A 24,962-nucleotide genomic window follows, 5' to 3' on the forward strand; every position below is an offset into this window, starting at 1 on the left:
ACTTAAACACTTTATCCCTTTTTTCCTTTGCTTTTTAAATCACTAAAATATCTTCGTAAATATCAAATCAAACACTTCTATCAAAATCAAGATAATGATAACCCATTCGAGACGGGTGCTTTCTCGGTTTTGGACAAGCTCCATGAAAAGGGTTAAGTTTTCTTGAACGATTTTGAGTTTGTATTCTATATCTTGGTAACGCATTTTGAGGTCGAAGGTCTTTTTCAAGCCTTTGTCTATGCGCTCTAAATGCTCGTTTTCCCAAGCTTCTTCGGGTGAGTCGAAGATGTAGAGGTTATCGATAATACTGTTTTTGATATTGATAGTTTTGCCAATAAATTTCAGGAGTTCACTTTGCGAGCTTTTGAGACGCCCGTGATGCTCTAATTCATCGGTCATTTGCTTGGTGCTCGTAGCAATTTTATACGTCAACGCCTCATAATAATCCAATGCCACAGACTGACCAATATTGAGCATGATGATGCGGATAGAGTCATCGGTTAGTTCTGAAACAGTAATAGAATTATGCTTGAGCACTACCGAAATAGAGGGGTCTGTTTGGACAATAAAATCGTCTTCAAACTTTTCTTCAATCAATCCTTCAGCGTAGTTTTTGATAAATTTCAAAAATTCACTTTTTTCCAAATCACCCACACCCGCAAAAACTACCACCCCATAACTCAATAAATAGATATAGGTATCGTCTTCTCGCTTATAGAATAATTCTGAATTGTTGTAAAGGGAAGGTTCGCTGGTATAGTCTTGTTTAAACTTCTTGAGGTTAAAGACTTCAGATATTTGGTATGCATCGATTTTCATACGAGTAAAATTTGAGGCTTTGTGTATTCACCTAGCTCAAATTTACGTTTTTCGGGCTTTACCTCGGTTTAAATCTGTATGAAAAATTTATGAAGGTGTGATTCTGGGGAGGCGCAAAGCATTGCGCCTCCTACTATATGGCGTTTCAACTATTTCTTGGGCTTGCAATCGTAACAATAATCCGATAGTTCAGCGATTTCGGCTAGTACTTGGGTTCTGATTTTGGTCAATTCTTCTGTGTTTTGGCCCAACTTTGTTACCGTCTGAATATAGTTTTCGCGTGCTTGAAGCTCTTTCTGGAGTTCTTCTTGTGCATTGGCATAAAACTCGCTATTGGAAAATGCTTTCTTTTCTTCAAAAAGGCGCTTTCTAAATTTGCGAGCATACAATTCGGTCACATCAAAAATACATTGCGAATAAGCGACTAACTGCTGTTTTTGCTCCTCCGTATTGGCAACCAAGTAAGAGGTATTTCTCGTAAAAACGGCTTTGACTTTATTATTAAAATTTTTGGTCAACATAAACGAAGCTGCGCTCATACGAAACCCAAAATCGATACTGCAACTAGCTTGGCAACCATACAAATTGCCACTATTCAAAGGAGATTTTGCCATAAAATCACTGATTTTCAATGGACTTTCTCCGCTCCAAACGATAATACTTTGAGCATTGGATTGTGTGATTTGAAAGATAGAGAAAAGCAAAATTAATGTGTATTTAAGCATAGTTTTGTGGGGTTGTTTTTAAAACTAACGATGTGGTTTGTTTTGAAATTGTCTATTAATGTACCGTATTGAGTGATTTAGCGATTGTGAGAATGAGTGATTAGTCTAAATATGAAATACATTTTTAGAGACGCAATGATTGCGTCTAAAGAGGTTTTATGCTGAAATATAGTATCAAAAAGGCATTCGAAATTGGTTTTTCGAATGCCTTTTTGATTAACTGCTAAGATGTTACTAGTTCATGATTTAGTCTTGAACTTATTTTTATACAGTTTATAAACTGAAGCAAAAGTTAGTCCGAGACTAAGTCTCGAACTAGGTAATGATGAAGTACCTTGACCGTTAATCAAAATAATCACTAAATCGCTCATTCTCTCACCCACTCAATCAGGAACGACTGTTTCCTAACGCACAATTTATTCAAGCATCTTTTTAAATTCATTTAATTTCAATAAGGCTTCGATTGGTGAAAGTGTATTGACATCCAATTTCTTTAGGGTCTCTTGAATCTTCTCAAGTTTTGGATTACTTGCTTCAAAAATATTCATTTGGTAATTCTGTTTTGGCATCTCCTTGATGGTTGTGCGATGTTGTTCTTTAGAACGATTGCGTTCTAGTTCCGCCAAAATTTCGTTGGCTCGATGTACTACACTTACAGGCATACCTGCCAATTGCGCCACATGAATACCAAAACTATGCTCAGAACCACCTTCCATCAACTTACGCATGAAGATGATTTTGTTGCCCACCTCTTTTACCGAAACATTAAAGTTTTTGATACGTTTAAAATCTGTGGTCAACTCATTGAGTTCATGATAGTGTGTAGCAAATAGCGTTTTTGGTCTGAAATGCGAGTGATTATGCAAATATTCGGCAATAGCCCAAGCGATCGAAACTCCATCGTATGTACTTGTTCCACGTCCAATTTCGTCCATCAAAACTAAGCTTCTATCCGATAGGTTATTCAAAATACTAGCCGTTTCAGTCATTTCGACCATAAATGTAGATTCTCCTTTACTCAAGTTATCGCTTGCTCCTACACGGGTAAATACCTTATCGACAATCCCGATTTCGGCGGCTTGGGCTGGAACGAAACAACCAATTTGTGCCATCAACACAATCAAGGCTGTTTGGCGCAACAAGGCAGACTTACCCGCCATGTTTGGACCCGTGATGATAATAATTTGTTGCTCGGCATCGTCCAAATGCAAATCGTTTGGCACATAGGTTTCGCCCAGTGGCAATTGCTGTTCGATTACAGGGTGGCGACCTTCCTTAATTTCCAATACTTTTGCGTCGGTAACGATAGGTTGAGCGTAGTTATTTTTTTCCGCAACTTTCGCAAAATTGGTTAATACGTCCAACACTGCAATCATTCTTGCATTTTGTTGAATTTGCAAGACATATTCATTGGCTACGTTTACCAAATCATTGAAAATACGTTGTTCGATAACAAAAATTTTATCTTCTGCTCCTAAGATTGTTTCCTCGTATTCCTTTAGCTCTGGGGTAATATAACGCTCAGCATTTACCAAGGTTTGCTTACGAATCCAGTCGATAGGTACTTTATCTTTATGCGAATTGGTTACTTCCAAATAATATCCAAATACCTTATTAAAAGAAATCTTGAGTGAAGTAATACCAGTGCGTTCTATTTCACGATTTTGTAACTGAATCAAGAAATCTTTTCCTGAATAAGCCACCTTTAGCAAGGCATCTAAATCCGAATCGACGCCCTCACGAATCATATTTCCCTGATTGGTCACAATAGGTACTTCGTCACGGAGTTCTTTCTGGATTTTTTCTAGTAAAAAATGACAAGGATTCAGTTGGTCAGAATAGCGTCTGAGAACGTCAGCGCCTAAGTCGTTACCAAAATCCAAAAGCGCTTCTTGAATATGCCCTTTAATAGGGTCGATATGTGCCAAGGCTTTTTTCAATTGCAACATCTCCCGAGGATTGATACGACGCACCGCCACTTTCGAAATCAAACGTTCCAAATCGCCAATTTGCTTCAAATGCTGTTGTAAAGTTTCTCTGAGCTCAAGGTGTTTTTTGAAAAATGCGACGGTATTTAATCTCTCTTGAATCAAAGATTTTTCTTTGAGAGGCAATACCAACCACTTACGTAACAAGCGTGCGCCCATTGGCGTATGAGTTTGATCGATGATATTAATCAAAGGGACACCACCTTCTTGCTGCGGATGAACGAGCTCAAGGTTACGAATCGTAAATTTATCGAGCCACACATACTTGTCTTCCTCCAAACGGTTGATGCGTACAATATGTCCAACTTCACGGTGCTCGGTTTCGGCCAAATAATGGAGTATAACACCTGCAGCAATAATACCTTCATTGAGTGTTTCAACACCAAAACCTTTTAATGAATTGGTTTTGAAATGATTAATCAACAAAGGATAGGCAAAATCATAAGTAAACACCCATTCTTCCAAAGCAAAAGTGTTGAACTTATCCCCAAAAAGTTGTGTAAACTCCTGACGGTATTTTTTACAATATAATACCTCCGAAGGCATAAAACTTTGTAAAAGTTTTTCGATATATGCCGAATTGCCTTGTGAACACAAAAACTCACCTGTTGATACATCCAAGAAAGAAATACCAATAACATCTTTCGAAAACCCTGCAAAAGAAATAGAAGCTAAATAGTTATTTTGCTTTACATCAAGTACATTGTCGTTGAAGGACACCCCTGGGGTAACTAGTTCAGTAACTCCACGTTTTACAATTCCTTTGGCAGAAGCAGGATCTTCTAATTGATCACAAATAGCCACACGTTGCCCCGCACGCACCAACTTTGGCAAGTAAGTATCTAATGAGTGGTGTGGAAATCCTGCCAATTGGTCATCGGCAGTCCCGTTGTTGCGACGAGTCAAAACAATACCTAAAATTTTGGAAGCTGTTACAGCATCCTCTCCAAAAGTTTCATAAAAATCCCCTACCCTAAACAGCAATAAGGCTCCCGGATATTTGGCTTTAATTTGATTGTATTGTTTCGAAAGAGGTGTTTCGGTTGCTTTTTTAGCGGGTTTATGGTCTGTATCTGTATTTTTAGAAGGTCTTGCCATTATGGTATTGATGTAATTGCTAGATTTTGGGAATGCTATTGAGTATTAGGATACCCAAAGTTTCATAATTTACTAATCAAGAATAGCTTGTAAGTAGATACGCACGCACTGCATTATGTTTTATCTGATTTACTGTCCTAATACAGTCTGAGGTCTACAGCCATTTCCTATTCAAGCTTACAAAATTAGAGTTTTTAAAGGAATATTGTTTTGTAAAAAAGAAAAATCACTGCCAGCATTGCCGGCAGCGATTCTAAACAGACAAATAGATTATTTACTCTTTAAGCTAAATCGCTTGTTATATTTTTAGGAGAATTAGGAAATTGTATCCTTATCTCTCCATTCTGCATTTCTATTTATTTCTATACACTCTTTCGTAGAATAATGGGAAAATAAAGAGCGTCAAAATTGTTGCGCCAATCATCCCACCAATTACTACAATAGCTAATGGTTTTTGAGATTCCGAACCGATACCTGAGGAAGTGGCTGCAGGCAACATCCCAAAAATACCCATCATAGCGGTCATCATTACTGGACGAACCCTCGATTTTACACCTTCGGTAATCGAGTCGAGCAAGGTCATTTTCTTATGGAGGTTTTCTTTAAATACCTCAATCATTATTACCCCATTTTGGATACAAATACCGAATAATGCAATAAAACCAATACCCGCCGAAATACTGAAATTGGTATGTGTTACCAACAGGGCTACCGAACCACCAATAATCGCAAATGGCACGTTGGAGAATACCAAACCTGCATCTCTCAAACTTCCGAACATTACATATAGGATAAAGAAAATCGCAATCATCGAAATAGGAACTACTTGTGCCAAACGTTTAGAGGCACGTTGTTGGTTTTCGAAATCACCTTTCCATTTCATGTCGTATCCTTTTGGTAGGTTAGGAATGACTTTTTTCACTTCCTGTTGTGCTTCGGCAATGGTGCTACCCATGTCACGACCACGAACAGAGAATTTTACGGCGATAAAACGCTTGGTGTCTTCGCGGAAAATCAAACTTGGACCTGTCAACGTTTTCACTTCGGCAATTTGCTTAATAGGTATTTTGGTTCCGCTCATCGAAGGCACCATCAAGTTGCGAATTTCTTGTTCTGACTTACGGAACTCCGATTGGAAACGCACACGAATATCAAATTTGCGTTCGCCTTCGTACAGTTGACTGGCAGTTTGACCACCAATTGCCATTGCTACTACGGCATCGGCATCGGCTGTTTGTACACCATAGAAGTTCATTTTTTGTTGGTCGAGCTCAATATGCAATTCTGGTTGACCGAGGTTACGAATAATTCCCAAATCTTCGATACCTTTTACATGACGTAAAACCTTTTCTACTTTTTCGGCTTCACCTTCCAAAAAGTCAAAATCGTTACCGTAGATTTTTACGGCAATAGAGCCTTTTACCCCTGATACCGCTTCTTCTACGTTATCCATAATTGGTTGTGAGAAACCAAATACAACTCCTTGGAAAATGCTCAATTTGTTTTCCATTTTCTCAATCAGTTGCGCTTTGGTGAGCTTACTTGCCCATTCTTTTTGCGGATAAATATCTACGTGAAATTCGACGTTATAGAAACCAGTTGGGTCAGTACCATCGTTCGGGCGACCAGCTTGTGACAATACCTGACGAACTTCGGGAAAGCCTTCAAATACCTTACGAATATCGTTGGCATAGCGCACAGATTCGTCCAAACTGATACTACGAGGCATCGTAGCACGCACGTAAATCGACCCTTCGTTGAGTTGAGGCAAGAACTCTGTTCCGTGAATAGTTAAGGTCCAAAAACCAACAACTGTGATAATACCTGTGGTAATGAAAGTAAATTTTTTGTGTGAAAAACAGTAATTGAAAAGCTTCATAGAGTACTTCATCACAGCATCTACTAAGAAGTTACTCTTCTCTTTCACATTTTTATTCATCAAAATACTCACCATTACTGGCACCAATGTTAAGGTAAAAATCAATGCACCCAACAAGGCCGAACCTAATGTCCATGCCAATGGGGTAAACATTTTACCTTCTACTTTTTGGAATGCGAAAATGGGCAACAATGCAATCAAGATAATGATTTTTGAAGTAAAAATCGCCTTACCCATACTTGTACCAGTACGCTTGATGATTGACATTTTAGCCAATTTATTAAAGCGCTCCATACCCACATGCTCAGCTTGATGAGCTAACACTACAATCAGACCTTCGACTACCACTACAGTACCATCAATAATAATCCCGAAGTCTACGGCACCTAACGAAAGTAGGTTCACATTCATTCCGAGAAGCTTCAGACAGCAAAAAGCAAATAGCAAAGCCAAAGGAATAATCATCGATACAATCAAGGATGCACGCCAGTCAGCCAAGAAAATCAATACGATTAGGGTTACCAAAACAATCCCTTCGATGAGGTTGTGAGTTACGGTTTCTATACAAAAATTCAGGAGCGTTTGGCGATTATAAAACGTTTTAATCTTTACTCCATTTGGAAGAATTTTTGAGTTTAATTCCTCTACTTTCAAATTCAGATTTTGAATTACTTCTGAAGGGTTTTCTCCTTTACGCATTACAACGATACCCTCAACAGCATCATTATCATTACCTCTTCCCACTTGTCCCAAACGAGGTAAAGCCGACTCTGTTACGGTTGCCACAGTTTTTACATAAACAGGTACACCATTGATATTATCGACCAAGATATTTTGAATGTCTTGGATATTTTTCAATAAACCAATACCACGAACTACGTAAGCTTGATTGTTTTTGGTAATCACATCACCTCCAACATTGATATTACTTTTCTCAACAGCTGTAAAAACGTCTAAGGGTGTAATTTTATAGTCTTGAAGCAAATTAGGATTTACACTAATTTCATACGTTTTTACTTCACCACCAAAACTTACAATATCTGCTACACCCGGTACTGAGCGCAAATTTCGGTCAATTACCCAGTCTTGGATTTCTTTAAAACGGCGAGAGGTCATTCCTTTGCCTTCTAGGGTATAGCGGAAGATTTCGCCTGTTGGGCCATATGGCGGCTGCACTTCAGGCTCAACGCCATCAGGAAGTTCAACGCCCATCAAGGCATTGTTTACCTGAATACGAGCGAAGTTATTGTCGACACCATCGTCAAACATCACCACTACAACCGACAAGCCAAATAGCGTTGTAGAACGAACAGTGGTTTTCTTTTGCACCCCGTTCATCGAGATTTCGAGCGGAGCGGTTACAAACTTTTCAATCTCCTCGGCACTACGTCCAGACCATTGAGTAATAATAGTAACCTGAGTATTGGTAACATCAGGAAAGGCGTCGATTGGGGTATTGATAAAACTTGAGATACCTCCAATCACTACTACAGCAGTAAAAAAGAATACTGCAAATTTATATTTGAGCGATAACGCTAATAGCTTTTTCATCCGAATGAGTGATTTATAAGAATACTGTTTTGAACAATTTTAGCATAAGTTGAGTAGTACTTTTCAGTCGAAAAACACTATTCTTTACTTCGCGAATTAGTTTACCAAAGCGTTGTACACCAACAATTGGTTTTTGTTCATTACATTTTCACCCTCTTTCAACCCTGAAATCACATAAGTCTTCGTAGAGTTTTGTTTTGCAATCTGGATTTCTCTTACCTCCAAATGCTTAGCATCCTTATAAACAATCACAAAGTTTTTGTTTTGATCAAAAATGACCGCCGACGATGGAATCGCAATGCTTCTGTCTGACGAGCTATAACTTACGTCTACCTGTGCAAACATTTCTGGTTTCATCAAAAAGCCAGGATTTGGCATATTGATACGAACCTGTAAGGTACGTGTTTCAGGATCTAGGGCGTTACTCATTTTGTTTACCACCCCTTTGATAACCTTATCTGGATAAGAAATCAATTTTACTTGTACTTGAGAACCCACATGTACTTTGGCAATATCTGCTTCATACACATTTGCCACCACTTGAATCTGCGATAAGTCTGCGATAGTGAAAAATGCTCCCGTTTCACCTTCGTGGAAGGACATTTTATCAGAAATAGCATTATTTTTTTCGATTACATAACCTGAAATTGGCGCTTTTAGGGTGTAAAACGCATTTTTTACACTATAAATACTAGATACTTCTTTAGCGCGTTTCAATGAACCTTGGGCTTTCAACACATCGTTTTGAGCAAAAGTCACATCTTTTTCAGATGCCAAACCCGCCTTATACATATCCTTTTGTACTTGCAAATTCTTTTGAGCTGATAACAAATCGGAGGTTGCACCTACCGTTTGGTTTTCAACATCTGCCACCTCCGATGAGTGAACTACCGCAAGTGTTTGTCCTTTATTAACAAAATCACCTAGATTGGCATGGATTTTTTCGATAACGCCATCTACTAAAGGAGATACTTTTACTTGTTTATCTTCATAGGGCATTACTTTGCCTGTCAACTGCAATTGTGTTTGAATAGGCTCTAGCGTAGCTGGTGCCAAGCTCAATTCTTGCTTTAGTCGTTGCGATAGTTCAAAAGGCTGATCTTCTGCCTTTGATTCGTTATCAGCCTGAGAAGAGCTACAAGCAGTAGCCAAAGTTGAGATTGCAAGAATTGAAAGATACTTTATATGCTTTTTCATTGTGATGTCTGTTTAAATCTTAAAGAACTTTTTTGCCTACTACAAAATTGAGATTTTCGAATGTCTGCATTCTTGTGTTTTGAAGCGTATTGATTTGCGTAACGGTTATTTTATACGACTCCAAAAAGTCCATAAACTCCAGTAACGTGATGTTACGCTTTTGGTAGTTTTGCACTACTCCATCAATCAACTTATTAAAGCTTGGCAAATAGTTTTTATCAAGTGTCTTATATAAACGTTCGGCTTCTTGTGCTTTGAGCAAAGCTTGCAAAACGTCATTGTTAATTTGTACGTCGGTTTGTGCTAAATTCTGTTTGTTGGCTTGAATCGTATTTTCAGCGATCTTAATATTTCCTTGATTTTTATTAAACACTGGCAAATCCATTGCAATCGTTAAGCCATGGTAATTGTTGAGGTAACTACCTGCACGGTCATAGCTATAACCAATGGTCAAATCGGGCGTAGCCATTGCTTTTTGCAAAGCCAAGTCAGCTGAAGCTAATCGTACTGTTGCTTCTTGAATCTTACGGTCATAACGATTATCAGTGGCACTATTAATTAACTCACTGAGCTGTAAGCCTGCTGCGCTTTTTTGTTCCAAAGCATTATCATCTACGATTGGATGTACCGTTTTGGTAGAAGTATCTGATAAAAGTACCTTGAGTACGGCTTGATTATCAGTAATTTCCAAAATGATATTAGAACGTTCTGTTTCGAGACTCACTAAGAAAGACTGTAAGCGAATCAATTCTTTTTGAGGGACATTACCTCTGGCAACTTGATCCGAATAAGCACTCAAAAGCTTGTTAAGTGTTTCTATTTCTTGTTCGTACGTGGCTAATGTTTTTTGTAAATAATGGATTGTATAAAAACTAGCATGTAGCTGATACGTCAAACCTCTTACGATTTCAAAAAACTGATAATCTGTGATTTCAGCATTGATTTTAGCAACATTGACTTGCTTGTTGCGCTTTCCCGCCAATAGAATCAACTGTTGAATTTGCAAAGTTCTTTCACCAAAAGCCCCAATTGGCGCATCATTGGCGATAGTCTTCATGGTGTTCAACCCTTGTTCGTAGTTGATATTAGGGTTAGGCAAAAGTTTAGCCTGAATGATTGCTGCTTTAGAAGCTTCGATATTGTACTTCTGAGCTAGTAAAGTGAGGTTGTTTTTAACAAACTGCTGTTCGGCCTCGTCTACGTTTAGGCGCAATGTATCACGGCTTTGAGACAAAGCCACATTGGCACTACACATCAAGCCGAAAATCCATACCAAATAGGATTTCATAATTTTGAGTCAAGTGATTAAAATGAAACGGACAAAACCTTGTGCATGCCCCCGCATACACATTAAGCAATAGTACAAAACCAACGAATATTGAGTGATTTGCTTTTTTTGTAAAATCCGACGGACTAACACTGTCGATTATTTAGCAAAGCACTTATATCTTGTTAGCATTTTCTTGATATTTATACCAAGAAGGTAGATTATTATATAAACCTACCCTAACTAGCACTATTTCTTATTATGCTTATCGATTCAGAAACAACGCTGGTCTCTAAAACGAAAGCGTCATACAATCAGCCCGATTTCTGGAAAGAGTATTGAAGTGAACAGAAGTAATAAATTTGAGTAGAATGTCAGCAAAATAACGTACGTATAGAATTAATGCAGTTTGATACCACATTACATACTTGTTTTACAACACCTTAAGCAAAGTTACACTTCTCTATCAAGCCTTAATTACCTAAGCAATCTAAGCTTTTTAGACCAATGCAAAATCAATCTGTCAGTATAATGATTATACGGACTTATCCTTGCATTGTTGGCACCTCAAAGGGCTAATGTTGATTTTAAAAAAAGTTTTTAGGGAAATATAATGAGTGAGTTTGTGCTATTCTCAAATTAAATAGACACAATGAAGGATAAATAGTTTTTTCGAAAAGGATAAATGAGGTACAAATGGAACATCCGAACGTTGCAAGGTTTGAATAATTGCACGCTCGATACTTGATAAATCAGAAGCAGAAGTCAACCCATGAGAACGCTCAGAGCTTTCATCTTTTTCTTCTTGATTGTCAAGTAAGACATTGTTTTCAACTTCAAAATGACGACCAAAAGTTCTTTTTTTACTAAACTTGGTAACACTTTGGCTTACCTTGGTATAGCTAACTTTAGTTTTTCCATCATGGGCATAGCCACCCACTGCTATGGTCCATAGCATTAGGGGTAATATCCATTTGAATAAACGAAAAGCTTTCATGGTACGCAAAATTGACTGGTCTTTACTGATTTACTTAAAGAAGTTTATAATTGCTGGTCGTAAAGATACAGATTTGTTTTGATTAATTATTGTTAAAAACTGTTAAATTATTATAGATATTGTTGTACTCTATTGATTTTATTAGAATAAATATTATAGCAATTCTTTCTCAAAATAGTTAGACAAATTTTGGCACATTAGTTGTAATTTTAAGCTTATTTTTCAGTTGACTATCATAAATCAATAGCATTGTCCGTTGTCATAGTATTCATTCTTCTTAAAGGAATCATCTATTCACAAACATTTGGGCATTACTTACTTCGTTTACAATCAACCCTAATAAATCATACGTATTCACATGGCTAAAAGATTTCAGGTATTAGATTCGTTTTCACACATTAGTAACTCTATTAGTGCTCCCATTCATGCGTTAGTTTCGGTTCAATACCCTCAATTAAGTGGTTTGCAAAACTTACAAGACAGTATCAATGGTATTTTCAAGAAGAAAAGAGCCGTTTATGTAGCGCTTTCAGACCAAAAGTTATATCATATTCATACCGTTGGGACGTCGGTAACCTCTACCAAAGAAATTCCATTCGAACACATCGAATCTATCCATATCGATTCTTCGAGTCAACATCGTGATTTTAGTGCTCCCAAAATTACTCTTGCAGTAAAAAAACAAGGAAAGAAGCCCGAATCACAAGTACATGAGTTTATCCTTTTTCCATCACTGTTTTTTCCAAACTTAAAATACTCGGAGAATCACACCGAAATTATGCAGTTCGTGCAAATGCGTGAACATTTGTTAGAAAATTTGAAACAAGTAAAAGAGAAGATTGAATCTAAGGTGGAGAACGTGTAGTTTTTTATGCAATCATCCCTGATTTAGTGAGTGAGTGATCATTTTAACATTTATATTCTCGCAGTAGAGACGCAATGATTGCGTCTCAAGCCAAGTCATATCTAACATAGTAACATCAAAAAAGTGGTCGAAAAATATTTTTCGACCACTTTTTTGATATAAACTTGGAGCATCATCCAAATCCTAAAAATTCAGGATGACTCATGTTTAATACTACTTCTATAGAGGATACATCTTTAGAAGCAAAGCATTGCGTCCATAAAGTTGATTTTTTCTAAATTATAGTCACTCATTCGCTCACTCACTAAAACACTAAATTAGAGATGCCTCCCTTTTTCGATGAATAGCTAGAGAATATTACTCCTTTCTTACAAAAGCGTTGCTCCTTTATTTTGGTAGGGTCCTAATTTGGCATCGTTGGGGTCGAGGTCAGTTACCAAGTAATTGATTTCTGATAAATCTGCAATTTTCATCTTCATAACAGAATCGAGCTTTTCGGCAATCGATAATACCGCCACTTTTTTGGAGGCCTTAATCATAGCCTTTTTTACCAGTACAGTCTCCCAGTCTGAGTCAGTAAACCCCCCTTGTGTGTCAATGGCATTGCTCCCCATAATACATAAATCTGCACGCATTTCGGATAAACGCTGATGTACCTCTCCTCCTACTGCCATCTGACTATAACGAGACAATTGACCACCCACCATAATAATATCAACGTTGGGCTTGTCCAGCAGTTCTACTGCGGTCAAGGGATTTACTGTCATAAAAGTGATACGAAGTGAATCAGGAATGAGTTTGACCAACTCTCTGATGGTGGTTCCTCCGCCTACTAGCACCAGCATTCCTTCTTTCAATAATCCCAACGCTTTTCTAGCAATCTCCTGTTTGGAGTTGTGCGCATAGGTTTCCTTTACTTGAGAAGAATAATGATAGGCTTTTGACATTGCCCCACCCCGAATTTTAATAATCTCCCCCTCCTCGGCCAACTCATTCAAATCTCTTCGAATGGTATCTTCCGAAACATTCAATACATCTACTAACTCCGCAAAGGTTACACGGGTATGCACATTGATTTCTTTTAGGATCAAATCTTTTCGCTCTTTTTTGAGGAGGTTAACTGACATATTCAAGGAAGGTTGTTGGTTATCGTTTGCAAATATAGCAAAAAGACTAAGGTTATATATCCTTTTCAGTAGGTACAAAGTATTTAAAATTTGCAAAAATTGAGAATAAATACTCATTATTTGAAAAATTTGCAGAATTAAATTGCAATAAATGCAGTATTATTTAAAATTTATGCTAAGTTTGTACAGAAATAGCGAAACAAAACTTGCAAATTTTGCAAAATCCAAATCTCCAACTAAACAAGCTATGATGAAAACTCGACTATTACCTCGCTCACAAAGGTTGCTGTGGTTATCTGTGCTAGGAAGCATGACCTTTCAAGGTTATGCAACTGAGCTTGCAGAGCTCCGTCTGGCTCATAAGAGCAATATTACTTTCAACATGCTTGGCACACTTCCTGTGTCAGGTATTATTACCTCTGCCAAAGATGGTAGCCCAATTATTGGAGCTTCTGTTTTTGTAAAAGGAAACCCCAAAATTGGTACTTCAACTGATGCCTCAGGGAAATTCAAATTAGGAATTCCTGATAACATAACAAGTATCACTTTGGTGGTCTCGATGGTTGGCTATGAGCCACAAACTGTGGTACTTTCTGCTAGTCAAACGACGGTGTCCGTTACCCTAAAAGAAAGTGTTCAAAACATTCAAGAAGTGGTGGTGACTGCCTTGGGTGTGAAAAAAGACAAAAAAGCCCTTGCTTACTCGGTAACAGAAGTAAGTGGTAGTGAATTTACACAAGCTCGTGAAACCAACTTAGCCAATGCTCTTTCTGGTAAAATTGCAGGGGTAAATGCAACAAGTTTGGCAACAGGTGCAGGTGGTTCAAGTAGAGTGGTGATTCGTGGTAATGGTTCATTATCAGGCGATAACCAACCCTTATATGTAATCAATGGTATGCCTATCGACAACAGTACGCCTGGGGGTAGCCCAACTACAGGTGGTAGTGGACACAACGTTGACCGTGGTGATGGTATTGGTGGTATCAACCCTGACGATATTGAAAGTATCTCAGTCTTGAAAGGTGGTACAGCAGCAGCCTTGTATGGTTCACGAGCTGCCAATGGTGTTATTTTGATTACTACGAAAAAAGGTACCGTACGCAAAGGTATTGGTGTAGAATACAACGCTACTGCTACCATCGACGATGTTGTTGACTTTACTGACTGGCAATATATGTACGGTCAAGGAGACGGTGGCGTGAAACCAACTTCACAAGCGCAAGCTGTAAGCTGGGGACGCCGTTCGTGGGGTGCCAAAATGGACGGACAGCCTTATATTGCTTTTGACGGAAAAGAACATCCTTATTCTCCACAACAAAACAATATTAAGAACTTTTATCGCACTGGTTCAACTTTGAGTAATACCATTTCATTTAGTGGTGGTACAGAAGCCTTGAACTTTAGGGCATCGGTAGCAGACATCAATAATAAGAGTGTATTGCCAAATTCTACTTTCAATCGTAAAGTAGCAAACTTAAGCATCAATGCTAAATTAAGCGAACGTATTTCGATGGAAGCTTTGGCGCAATACAACTTAGAAAAAGCGCACAATCGTCCGAGTGCTGGTGATGCGCCAGGTAACCCTAACTGGGCAAACTACATGATTGCCAATACAGTAGACATTCGCTGGATGGACCCAGGCTATGACGCAACAGGCCGCGAGGTTCAATGGAACGAAACTCCTTATGCTTCTAATTCTTACTTTGTTGTTAATAAATTTAGAAATGATGATACCAAAAACCGTTTTATTGGGCAGTTTGGTTTGAAGTACGATATTTTGAAAAACCTTTTTGTAAAAGGTAATATCAGCCGTGATTTCTACAGCTATGACTTTACAGGTATTATCCCAACAGGAACGGTGTACACAACAAACGCTGCAGGTGAATATCAAGGTATCAAATCGACAGTTACAGAAAACAACTCTATGTTGACGGTGAACTACAATACCGATTTAGGTCCAGTTCACATGAATGCGATGTTAGGTGGCAACCAACGCTCTTTTGAACGTTCAGAAATTTACACTAACGGTACACAATTCATTATTCCAAACTTTTACAGCTTTACCAACCTAACTACAGCGACGACTCGTCCAGTAACGCAACGTTTGGCAACCAACTCAGTATTTGGTTCATTAGACCTTGATTACAAAGGTGTCTTATTTTTAAATGCCTCAGCTCGTCAGGATTGGTTCTCTACTTTGGGTATCAAAAATAATACAATTCTTTATCCAGCAGTTGGAACCAGCTTTGTATTGTCACAAGCTACAGAAATGCCTTCTTTTGTCAACTATGCTAAATTGAGAGCATCTTGGGCACAAGTAGGTGGTGGTGTGCCAGATCCATATACTTTGAACCAGAGTTATAGCATGGTAACAAGTAGCGGACAGCCATTGCAACAAATCACGATGACAAATGGCGAGTATCTTCTTAACAACCCAAGCTTGAAGCCATTTACTTCTACTACTTGGGAAGCAGGTCTTGATACCAAATTATTCAATAACCGCTTAGGAGTAGATTTGACTTACTATCTGCGTCGTACGACTAACGATATTGTTAAAACAGCTATTTCAGGAACAAGTGGTTACCAAAATACTTATGTAAACGTAGGGCAAGTAGACAACTCAGGTATCGAATTATTATTGACGGGTTCTTTGGTAAAAACCAAAAACTTTAGCTGGAATACAAGCTTCAACTTGGCTTACAACAAAAACAGAGTAGTTCAATTAACAGAAGGTGTAAATACCATCCAATTGGCCACCTCGGTAGGTTCTTGGGCTTTTGTGAATACTGATGCTGGTCGTCCTTATGGTATCATCAAAGGTTATACGATGGTTACTGACTCAAAAGGCAATATCGTTTATGATACTTCTACAGGTTATCCAGTAAAAGGCCCAATCAAAGAGATTGGACAAGGTGTAGCGCCATTGACAACAGGTTTTAGCAATTCATTTACATACAAAAACTGGAACTTGGATATCTTGCTAGACGGTAAATTCGGTAACGATGTATTCTCGGTAATGAACGTGTATGCAACCCGTTTTGGCTTGCAACAAAAAACATTGGCAGGTCGTGACAATGGTTTGGTTTTGAACGGTGTAACTGCCAACGGCGATTCTTACACTCGTACAGTACCAGTATCTCAGCTACGTCTTTACTACGACAACTTGAAAAACTACTCAGACCTATTTGTGTATGATGGAAGCTTTATCAAGTTACGTCAAATCGTTTTAGGATATAAAATTCCAGCGAAATACCTAGGCTTTGCTAAGATTCAGTCGGCGTCAATCTCTTTTGTGGCACGTAACTTATTTGTGTTGTACAAAAAGACTGAAAACTTTGACCCAGAATCAAGTTATACCAACAGCAATGCACAGGGTTTCGAGGCATTTGGTTTGCCAAGAGCACGTAGCTATGGTATCAACTTAACAGTGAAATTCTAGGATGTGATGAACTGATGGAAAATCGGGATGTGTTTTTAGGGGCGAATCTTTTCGCCCACTAATTCAGAGAGAGTGCTGAATGAGGAATTGTGAGTTGTGAATATAAATTTTCAATAATCAATTATATCTTATTCTGTAAGAAAACTCATTTTTCAAATCCCTTTTTCCTTTTTCAGTAAACCCCAAACTGTAGCATTTTCAACTAGGATAAATTCAAAAACTTGTGCTAAAGAGTCCGCTCAATAGCGTATTACCTGAGACTTATGAAAAAGAGACATACATTCAAAACCCTTCTTTTTATGGCTGGTGTTGCACTTTTCAGTTCGTGCGACAACGGTTTTGAAGAACTCAATATCAACCCAGATACCTCTCCCATCATTGTGCCATCTTACATGTTTAGCAAGGCACAATACGATGCGCTCAACAATAGCTGTGCTAGTACGTATGAGTTTGCAGCAGGAGGTTCGATTCAACATTTTTCGACATACAAAGATGTGCCAGGTATTGGAGATAAATACTTTTTCTCGCAAGGCACTTACCCGTATGATTTCTTCAACAACGCTTACCCATTAAGCGTAAACGAAGTTCAGACAGTTATCAATGCTGTTAAAAATGATCCTGCGCAAGTAAACCTTTATGCGATTGCACGTATTTGGCGTGCTTATACTTTCCACCGCATTACAGATTTATATGGCGATATTCCATATTCGGATGCTGGACAAGGTTATACTTCTTCAAAATTCACACCCAAATATGACACCCAACAAAGTGTTTACTTGGATATGTTGAAAGAATTGGAGCAAGCTGCAACGAGTTTAGACGCCACTAAATCATCCTACGCAAGTGCTGACATTGTGTATGGCGGAGATGTGACAAAATGGAAAAAGTTTGCTTACTCATTAATGCTTCGTTTGTCGATGCGTATGACAAAAGTGGATGCTGCAACAGCTAAGACTTGGGCACAAAAAGCCATTGCTGGAGGCATCATACTAGATGACAAAGATTTGGCAAAAGTACAGTACATTGCTAATGGTCAGGACATCAACAAAAACCCTGTTTCATTAGCTTTGCGTGGCAACAACTATGCAGTAGCAGATGGTAACAATAATACTGAAGGTGGTAAGTTTTCAAATACATTTATTTCTTTCTTGAAAGCTAATAAAGACCCTCGTTTGAGTTCAATTGCGGTTGTTTGGGTAGATAAAAAGCAAGATACTACTGCTACCATACAAAAAGGTATGCAAAACGGTTTGTTACAAAAACCTGCTGATTTTATCACTTATTCTGAGCCAAATATCAACACCGTGTTGAAATTGGATGCGCCAATGGTCGTAATCAGTAATGCCGAAATGAATTTCTTGATGGCAGAAGCTATTGTGAGAGGATGGGCATCTGGCGACGCAGCGAGTTACTACCAAGGTGGTATATCGGCTTCGATGCGCAATATGGCTATCTATGGTGATGCAGCGGCTATTTCTACTGCTAAAATCAATGCCTATTTGGCGACTCATACTTTCCCTGCAAGTTTCGATGCGCAAATGGAACAAATTCACTCACAAATGTGGGTATCTTTATTTCCAGACGAAGTGGAGGTATATTCTAACTGGAGAAGAACTGGTTATCCTAAATTAACGCCTGTCAACATTACAGGTAACTTGACTAATGGTACCATTCCAAGAAGATTGATTTATCCAATTGTTGAAGAAAACCTCAACGGACCAAACCTCAAAGAGGCTATCTCTCGTCAAGGTGCTAATACGCTGACAACTCGTATTTGGTGGGATAAAAATTAAAAATAAATTTTGGCTTTCGGGTATCAGCTTTGGGCTTAGGGTAAAATATAGGATGGTTTAATTAATTGTATAGCCAAAAGAAAAGCTACTCATTTAATTATCAACATTCTTACAGGAGAAAAATTATTAAAATTGTATTGAATAGAGCATAACTTTAAACAATACTTTTTGCCTTAAGCCCACAGCCGACACCCGAAAGCAATTTGCTTTAACTCCTATGATTTTATTGCTTGTAATTCTTTGTATTGGACTATTGGTGCTACTGATTACCGTTGCTAAGTTCAATCCATTTTTGGCTTTTTTGATTACCTCCTTGGTAGCTGGTATCAGTATGGGAATGCCTCTCGAACTCATCAGTAAATCTATTCAAAAAGGAATAGGCGACATGTTGGGCTCGTTAGTCGGGGTCATTGCCTTAGGGGCTATGTTGGGCAAATTAGTGGCTCAAAGTGGTGCGGCACAACGCATTGCCTCCGTCATGATGGGACTTTTTGGCGAAAAATACATTCAATGGGGCTTAGTTTGTACAGGTTTTATTATCGGAATACCCTTATTTTATAATGTAGGTTTTGTACTGATGATTCCTTTGATTTTTTCGGTGGTGTATCAATACAATTTGCCTGCTGTGTATATTGGCTTACCCATGCTGGCATCCTTGTCGGTGGCACATGGTTTCTTACCTCCTCACCCCTCGCCTGCTGCTTTGGTAGCGCAGTTTCATGCAGACATGGGGCAAACTTTACTCTACGGAATCATCATTGCAATTCCAACAATTATTATTGCTGGCCCGCTTTATGCTCTAACCCTAAAAAATATTTCCTCAAGTCCCAACTTGAGTTTTGCGACTACTTCCGAACCCAATCAAATTTTACCTAGTACCTTTCTGAGCTTTTTCACGGCATTATTTCCTGTTTTTATGATGGCAGGAACCACTATTCTTACTAGTATTTTACCAAGTGATTCGGCATTGATACCAGTCTGTAAACTGATTGGTGACCCAGCGATGGTAATGCTCTTAGCTGTTTTGGTAGCAACCGCTACTTTGGGAGGACTGACAAGTCAGGCGCTTTCTAAAACGATGAATACCTATTCTGAAGCGGTAAAAGATATAGCAATGGTGCTCTTAATCATCGCTGGAGCAGGAGCGCTCAAACAAGTTTTTATGGAAAGTGGTGTGAGCGATGTTATGGCTTCACTACTCAAAAATATAAGTATTCACCCTTTGATTCTTGGCTGGTTGATTTCCGCTTTTATTCGTGTGTGTTTAGGCTCAGCAACGGTGGCAGGCTTAACTACCGCTGGAATTATGGCGCCTATGATAGAGACGCTACAGGTAGACCCTAACTTAATGGTATTATCCATTGGTGTGGGTAGTTTAATGTTTTCGCATGTAAATGACCCTGGTTTTTGGATGTTCAAAGAATATTTTAACCTTAGTATAAAAGATACCATTCGCTCGTGGTCGATGATGGAAACGCTTGTAGCGGTTGTGGGGCTCATTGGTGTTCTAATCATAAACTCATTTTTATAGGCTTTTCCTAGTTCGAGACTAAGTCTCGAACTAGTGTTTGTTTCAGTTGATAAACTGTTTAAAAATTAAGTTCAAGACAAAGTCTTGAACTAGGAATTTGGGCGATCATTCTGAAATCTGAAATCCAATATCCGAAATCCCACATCCGAAATGAATGTTTTTTAAAGCACATATTATGAAAAAGTTATTAGTTATTTTTTTACTCGTATTGAGTTTTTCACCAATTGGAAAGGCTCAAAAACAACAAGTTACCAATCAACCTGATAGAGTCAATTGGTTTCAAGACCTTGGCTTTGGCATGTTTATCCACTGGAATGTAGACGTTACACTCGGCGCAGTGATTAGCCACTCTTTGGCTGGGGCATCCACCGAATATGTCGAAAAATACATCAATGAGCTTCCTAAATACTTTAACCCCTATAAGTTTAAACCCGAAGATTGGGCTAAAATGGCCAAATTGGCGGGCATGAAATATGTGGTATTTACCGCAAAACACCATTCTGGTTTTTGTATGTTCGATACCAAAACTACGCCGTTCAATGTGATGAATACGCCTTTGAAAAGAGACATTACCAAAGAACTCATCGAGGCATTTCGTAAAGAAGGTATCGCTATTGGTCTGTATTTCTCCCCTGAAGATTTTTACTTTTTTCATAAAAACAATATTCCTATTGGTCGCTTGCAATTGCCACAGCATTTTCCTGCCAAAAACCCTAATTTGATGGCTTACGACAAGGAACAACTGAAGGAATTGTTGACCAAATATGGCAAAATCGACATTCTATTTATCGATGGTCCAGGTGATGGTTTGAGAGAATATGCTTGGACACTCAATCCTGAATTGGTCATTACACGTGATTTGATGAATACTCCAGAGCAAAATACGCCCGACGAACCCCTTCCTCGCCCGTGGGAAGCTTGCTATACTATGGGGACTGACTGGCAATATAAGCCTACAAACGACCCACATAAATCTGGTACAGAAATCATCAATATGTTGGTTGAAATGCGTGCTAAAGGAGGAAACTTTTTGTTGAACATCGGACCAAAACAAGATGGTGAAATTCAGATAGAACAAGAGGCTTTGTTGCAAGAAGTAGCCCTTTGGAATTTTGCCAACTCAGAGGCTATTTACGCCGTAAAACCTTTGCCAATTGTGCGTGAAGATAATGTTTGGTACACACAGTCAAATGACGAAAAGTATATCTATGCTATCGTAAGAAGAGCTAACTGGCAAGATTGGAAATATGGCACTCGCAAAAATTTGGTATTGACCCACCTTGAAGGCAATGCTCAAACTAAAGTTTCGATTCTAGGCTATAAAAGCGAGTTGGTAGAATACAAAGATGGCTTCGATGCTAGCACTTATGTTGCCCCTACTTCAATTGGATTAGTGGTAAGTGCGGTGAATGGACAACGTTTTTATACCAATAATCAATGGCCCAATGCGGTGGTTCTCAAAATCGAAAATGCGAAGTTTAGAAAATTAACTCATACCAAAGTAACACAATCAACTTTGGACGGAGCCAAATAGAGGCTTGACATTTAACCCTTTAATAACCTTGTTTTTTCTCAAAAACCTTATTTACTTACACTCAATTTTACATTTAATTATTATTACATTTTCAATAAAAACTATTTTATGGAACAGTTGGTAGAACAATTAACCCCTTCAGAGGCATTTGCAAAATTAGGACTTTCATTACCTCCTGCCCCACTACCATTGGGCGTGTACAAACCATACCTTATCGACGGTAAATACTTATATGTTTCGGGTCATGGGCCTGTGCAGGATGACAAAAGTCTTATTATTGGACGTATCGGTCGTGAGTTAGACATGGAAGAAGGCAAATTGGCTGCTCGTCAAGTGGGTTTGACCATTTTATCAACCATCCAAACACATTTAGGAAGTCTCGACCGTGTGAAGCGAGTAATCAAAGTGTTGGGTATGGTCAATTGTGTAGATACTTTCGAAAGACATCCTTATATTATCAATGGTTGTAGTGAATTGTTTGCTCAAGTTTGGGGCGAAGAAAATGGTATTGGTGTTCGTAGTGCAGTAGGTTTTGGTTCATTGCCAGACAATATTCCAGTCGAAATCGAGGCCTTGTTTGAGTTAGAAAGCGAATAATTGGTGAATTATGAATGAGCGAAGTGTAGTGTTCGAAAGATTTCAAACAATTGCTGATTGGGGATTGGGGATTTCTGATTTCGGAAATATAAAAGGCTAACTTAATTTTTTGTAAAATATGATTCAAAAAATTGGGTTGCACTTCCTTTAATCTCACAGAGCAATATATCCGAAATCAAAAATCAAAAATCCACAATGGATAAAACTGCTTGGTACAACTTACAAGATTTAGATACCTTGGATACCCCCGCTTTGGTGTGGTATACATCGCGTATCGCTCAAAATATCGAAACCTTGGTAACCATGCTACCAGAGGTTAATCGACTTCGTCCACATATCAAAACGCATAAATGTCAGGAAGTTACGGCATTGATGTTAGCAAAAGGAATTACTAAATTCAAATGTGCTACCATTGCCGAAGCCGAAATGCTTGCCATGAGTCAAGCACCTGATGTGTTGCTGGCGTATCAGCCTGTGGCTACGAAGTTGCAACGTTTTATAACCCTAATTCAAACTTATACTACTACCCAATTTTCCTGCTTGGTCGATGACTTGTCAGTTGGACAAGCCATCGCCACAGCGGCGACGCAACATAAGATAACGATAGATGTTTATATCGACCTCAACGTCGGAATGAACAGAACAGGTATCTTACCACAAAAAGCTGAAGAACTTATCAATGCACTGCTTGAATTAAACGGTATTTCGGTGAAAGGACTTCATGCCTACGACGGACATATTCGTGATCAAGATTTAGCATTAAGAACTGAAAATTGTCACAAAGCTTTTATTCCTGTCTTTGATTTAGTGTCAACTTTTTCTGAAAAAGGAATAACCCTTCAAGTAGTAGCGGGAGGCTCACCGACTTTTCCGATTCATGCGCAAAACCCACAGGTAGAATGTAGCCCTGGCACTTTTCCTCTTTGGGATAAAGGCTATAAGGATGCTTTTCCAGAACAAGCTTTCGAACCTGCTGCCTTGGTCTTGAGTCGAGTTATTTCTCATCCGAGCACCAACCGAATTTGTATCGACTTAGGACACAAATCTGTCGCTGCTGAAAACGACTTGAGCCGAAGAGTTCATTTTCTGAATGCTCCCAATGCACAATTTATTGGACAAAGCGAAGAGCATTTGGTATTGGAAGTATCAGATATACAAGACTTTCCGATTGGTAAGGTCTTATACGGCGTACCAATTCACGTGTGCCCAACGGTAGCCCTTTACGAAAGAGCCTATCTTGCAGAAAACCAATCTATTACCAATAAGTACTGGAAAATTATTGCAAGAGATAGAAAAATAATGCTTTAGGCTTTCAGGTTTCAGCCTTCGGCTATTTTCCTACAACAACTTAGGTAACGCCGATAGCCGATAGCCGATAGCCGATACCCCTTTAGACTTAAACTCCTATGTTCACTATAGATGCCCATCTCGATCTTAGCATGAATGCTATGGAATGGAATCGAGATTTAAGAAATACCGTATTTGAAATTCGTGAAAGAGAAAAAGGTCTTTCCGATAAGCCCGATCGTGCTAAAGGTACTGTCGCATTTCCTGAATTACGCAAAGGAAATGTAGGTTTGGTTGTTGCTACACAAATCGCGCGATATGTTGCACCTGACAACCCACTCCCAGGCTGGGCATCGCCCGAACAAGCGTGGGCACAAACTCAAGGTCAAGTGGCTTGGTATCAAGCTATGGAAGCTTGTGGCGAAATGGTACAAATCAACGATTTGGCTAGCTTAGAAAAACACCTTGCCCTTTGGTCGGACACGGCTATTCCAAACGAACAGAAAGCTATTGGTTATATCCTAAGTTTGGAAGGTGCCGACTCTATCGTAACGGTTGACCATGTAGCCAAGGCCTACGAATACGGCTTAAGAGCCATCGGACCAGCTCATTATGGCCCTGGGCGTTATGCGAATGGTACAGACGCTACGGGTGGATTAGGTCCTCAGGGTCGCGATTTACTCAAAGAAATGGAACGACTCAATATTATTCTTGATGCTACGCATTTGTGTGATGATAGCTTTTGGGAAGCCTTAGACCATTTTCATGGAAATATTTGGGCAAGCCATAACCTTTGCCGTAGCTTGGTAAATCATAATCGCCAATTTAGCGACGAACAAATCAAGGAGCTCATCAATCGTGGTGTTGTAATAGGTGGTGCCTTGGATGCTTGGATGATGGTGCCCAACTGGGTGAGAGGTGTATCTACGCCAGAAAACATGAACTGTAATCTGGAAGTAATGCTCGACCACCTCGACCATATTTGTCAAATTGCTGGTAATGCCAACCATATCGGTATTGGTTCAGATTTGGATGGGGCTTTTGGAAAAGAGCAAAGTCCTTATGATTTGGAAACCATCGCCGACCTTCAAAAAATCCCAGATATGCTTCTTAAAAGAGGCTATTCTCAAGAAGATATCGAGAAGGTTATGCATGGTAACTGGTTAAGATTTTTAAGAAATGCTTGGAAATAGCAGGTGCAAGGGGCTTTACCCTTGCACTTTTTTTTCATACAACAACCTCATCAACCATATTGACACATTACTACT

The 24,962-nt window shown here is 38.8% G+C and carries 16 protein-coding genes; 8 read left to right on the forward strand and 8 right to left on the reverse strand.

From position 1 onward, the window contains the following. Window positions 1-42: 42 nt before the first annotated feature. The 7 genes from QM524_RS08280 to QM524_RS08310 all read right to left on the reverse strand — a co-directional run bounded on the left by QM524_RS08280 (window position 43) and on the right by QM524_RS08310 (window position 11,521). Window positions 43-819, reverse strand: coding sequence for an RMD1 family protein (locus tag QM524_RS08280; RefSeq protein ID WP_283344196.1), 777 nt, complete (start codon window positions 817-819; stop codon window positions 43-45). A 149-nt stretch (window positions 820-968) separates the two neighbouring features. Next, the gene (locus tag QM524_RS08285; protein WP_283344197.1) at window positions 969-1,544 is read right to left on the reverse strand and encodes a hypothetical protein; all 576 of its coding nucleotides are present in this window, start codon (window positions 1,542-1,544) and stop codon (window positions 969-971) included. Window positions 1,545-1,960: 416 nt separating this feature from the next. Next, window positions 1,961-4,630, reverse strand: a complete 2,670-nt coding sequence (gene mutS / locus QM524_RS08290) for a DNA mismatch repair protein MutS (protein ID WP_283344198.1) — start codon at window positions 4,628-4,630, stop codon at window positions 1,961-1,963. A 352-nt stretch (window positions 4,631-4,982) separates the two neighbouring features. Beyond that, window positions 4,983-8,060, reverse strand: coding sequence for an efflux RND transporter permease subunit (locus QM524_RS08295; protein ID WP_283344199.1), 3,078 nt, complete (start codon window positions 8,058-8,060; stop codon window positions 4,983-4,985). A 96-nt stretch (window positions 8,061-8,156) separates the two neighbouring features. After that, a complete protein-coding gene (locus tag QM524_RS08300; protein WP_095167473.1) occupies window positions 8,157-9,257 on the reverse strand; it encodes an efflux RND transporter periplasmic adaptor subunit in 1,101 nt (366 codons plus the stop codon). 19 nt (window positions 9,258-9,276) lie between these two features. After that, window positions 9,277-10,545, reverse strand: coding sequence for a TolC family protein (locus QM524_RS08305; protein WP_095167471.1), 1,269 nt, complete (start codon window positions 10,543-10,545; stop codon window positions 9,277-9,279). Between the two features lie 613 nt (window positions 10,546-11,158). Then, window positions 11,159-11,521 carry a hypothetical protein gene (locus tag QM524_RS08310; protein WP_283344200.1) on the reverse strand — a complete coding sequence of 121 codons (363 nt, stop codon included), beginning with the start codon at window positions 11,519-11,521 and terminating at the stop codon, window positions 11,159-11,161. A gap of 358 nt (window positions 11,522-11,879) precedes the next feature. On the opposite strand from QM524_RS08310, the gene QM524_RS08315 reads away from it, so the two are divergent. Further along, complete coding sequence (locus tag QM524_RS08315) at window positions 11,880-12,386, forward strand: hypothetical protein (RefSeq protein ID WP_095167467.1); 507 nt, start codon at window positions 11,880-11,882, stop codon at window positions 12,384-12,386. Window positions 12,387-12,754: 368 nt separating this feature from the next. Here the strand turns inward: QM524_RS08315 and QM524_RS08320 are convergent, their stop codons facing one another. Beyond that, the gene (locus tag QM524_RS08320) at window positions 12,755-13,513 is read right to left on the reverse strand and encodes a DeoR/GlpR family DNA-binding transcription regulator (RefSeq protein ID WP_166579532.1); all 759 of its coding nucleotides are present in this window, start codon (window positions 13,511-13,513) and stop codon (window positions 12,755-12,757) included. 247 nt (window positions 13,514-13,760) lie between these two features. Here QM524_RS08320 and QM524_RS08325 point away from each other — a divergent pair, with 247 nt between their 5' ends. The 7 genes from QM524_RS08325 (at window position 13,761) to QM524_RS08355 (ending at window position 24,887) form a co-directional block, all read left to right on the forward strand. Continuing rightward, window positions 13,761-16,952, forward strand: a complete 3,192-nt coding sequence (locus QM524_RS08325; RefSeq protein WP_283344201.1) for a SusC/RagA family TonB-linked outer membrane protein — start codon at window positions 13,761-13,763, stop codon at window positions 16,950-16,952. Between the two features lie 263 nt (window positions 16,953-17,215). Then, window positions 17,216-18,745: a SusD/RagB family nutrient-binding outer membrane lipoprotein gene (locus QM524_RS08330; protein WP_283344202.1), complete on the forward strand. Its 1,530-nt coding sequence runs from the start codon at window positions 17,216-17,218 to the stop codon at window positions 18,743-18,745. Window positions 18,746-18,962: 217 nt separating this feature from the next. After that, complete coding sequence (locus QM524_RS08335) at window positions 18,963-20,276, forward strand: gluconate:H+ symporter (RefSeq protein ID WP_283344203.1); 1,314 nt, start codon at window positions 18,963-18,965, stop codon at window positions 20,274-20,276. 175 nt (window positions 20,277-20,451) lie between these two features. Then, on the forward strand, window positions 20,452-21,810 hold the full coding sequence (locus tag QM524_RS08340; RefSeq protein ID WP_283344204.1) for an alpha-L-fucosidase: 1,359 nt from the start codon (window positions 20,452-20,454) through the stop codon (window positions 21,808-21,810). A 108-nt stretch (window positions 21,811-21,918) separates the two neighbouring features. Continuing rightward, on the forward strand, window positions 21,919-22,407 hold the full coding sequence (locus QM524_RS08345; RefSeq protein WP_095167458.1) for a RidA family protein: 489 nt from the start codon (window positions 21,919-21,921) through the stop codon (window positions 22,405-22,407). Between the two features lie 195 nt (window positions 22,408-22,602). Continuing rightward, the gene (locus tag QM524_RS08350; RefSeq protein WP_283344205.1) at window positions 22,603-23,715 is read left to right on the forward strand and encodes a D-TA family PLP-dependent enzyme; all 1,113 of its coding nucleotides are present in this window, start codon (window positions 22,603-22,605) and stop codon (window positions 23,713-23,715) included. 98 nt (window positions 23,716-23,813) lie between these two features. Then, window positions 23,814-24,887 (forward strand): dipeptidase, encoded by a 1,074-nt coding sequence (locus QM524_RS08355; RefSeq protein ID WP_283344206.1) that lies wholly within the window; start codon window positions 23,814-23,816, stop codon window positions 24,885-24,887. Window positions 24,888-24,962 lie beyond the last annotated feature (75 nt).

Origin of the sequence: Flectobacillus roseus (assembly GCF_030056595.1) — a bacterium.
Lineage (GTDB): Bacteria > Bacteroidota > Bacteroidia > Cytophagales > Spirosomataceae > Flectobacillus > Flectobacillus roseus.

What these genes read in the sequence shown, in the direction of transcription:
- QM524_RS08280 (WP_283344196.1), bottom strand. Translation starts at nt 819, where the DNA reads ATGAAAATCGATGCATACCAAATATCTGAAGTCTTTAACCTCAAGAAG.
- QM524_RS08295 (WP_283344199.1), bottom strand. Translation starts at nt 8,060, where the DNA reads ATGAAAAAGCTATTAGCGTTATCGCTCAAATATAAATTTGCAGTATTC.
- QM524_RS08320 (WP_166579532.1), bottom strand. Translation starts at nt 13,513, where the DNA reads ATGTCAGTTAACCTCCTCAAAAAAGAGCGAAAAGATTTGATCCTAAAA.
- QM524_RS08300 (WP_095167473.1), bottom strand. Translation starts at nt 9,257, where the DNA reads ATGAAAAAGCATATAAAGTATCTTTCAATTCTTGCAATCTCAACTTTG.
- QM524_RS08335 (WP_283344203.1), top strand. Translation starts at nt 18,963, where the DNA reads ATGATTTTATTGCTTGTAATTCTTTGTATTGGACTATTGGTGCTACTG.
- QM524_RS08345 (WP_095167458.1), top strand. Translation starts at nt 21,919, where the DNA reads ATGGAACAGTTGGTAGAACAATTAACCCCTTCAGAGGCATTTGCAAAA.
- QM524_RS08285 (WP_283344197.1), bottom strand. Translation starts at nt 1,544, where the DNA reads ATGCTTAAATACACATTAATTTTGCTTTTCTCTATCTTTCAAATCACA.
- QM524_RS08315 (WP_095167467.1), top strand. Translation starts at nt 11,880, where the DNA reads ATGGCTAAAAGATTTCAGGTATTAGATTCGTTTTCACACATTAGTAAC.
- mutS (WP_283344198.1), bottom strand. Translation starts at nt 4,630, where the DNA reads ATGGCAAGACCTTCTAAAAATACAGATACAGACCATAAACCCGCTAAA.
- QM524_RS08340 (WP_283344204.1), top strand. Translation starts at nt 20,452, where the DNA reads ATGAAAAAGTTATTAGTTATTTTTTTACTCGTATTGAGTTTTTCACCA.
- QM524_RS08330 (WP_283344202.1), top strand. Translation starts at nt 17,216, where the DNA reads ATGAAAAAGAGACATACATTCAAAACCCTTCTTTTTATGGCTGGTGTT.
- QM524_RS08350 (WP_283344205.1), top strand. Translation starts at nt 22,603, where the DNA reads ATGGATAAAACTGCTTGGTACAACTTACAAGATTTAGATACCTTGGAT.
- QM524_RS08325 (WP_283344201.1), top strand. Translation starts at nt 13,761, where the DNA reads ATGATGAAAACTCGACTATTACCTCGCTCACAAAGGTTGCTGTGGTTA.
- QM524_RS08305 (WP_095167471.1), bottom strand. Translation starts at nt 10,545, where the DNA reads ATGAAATCCTATTTGGTATGGATTTTCGGCTTGATGTGTAGTGCCAAT.
- QM524_RS08355 (WP_283344206.1), top strand. Translation starts at nt 23,814, where the DNA reads ATGTTCACTATAGATGCCCATCTCGATCTTAGCATGAATGCTATGGAA.
- QM524_RS08310 (WP_283344200.1), bottom strand. Translation starts at nt 11,521, where the DNA reads ATGAAAGCTTTTCGTTTATTCAAATGGATATTACCCCTAATGCTATGG.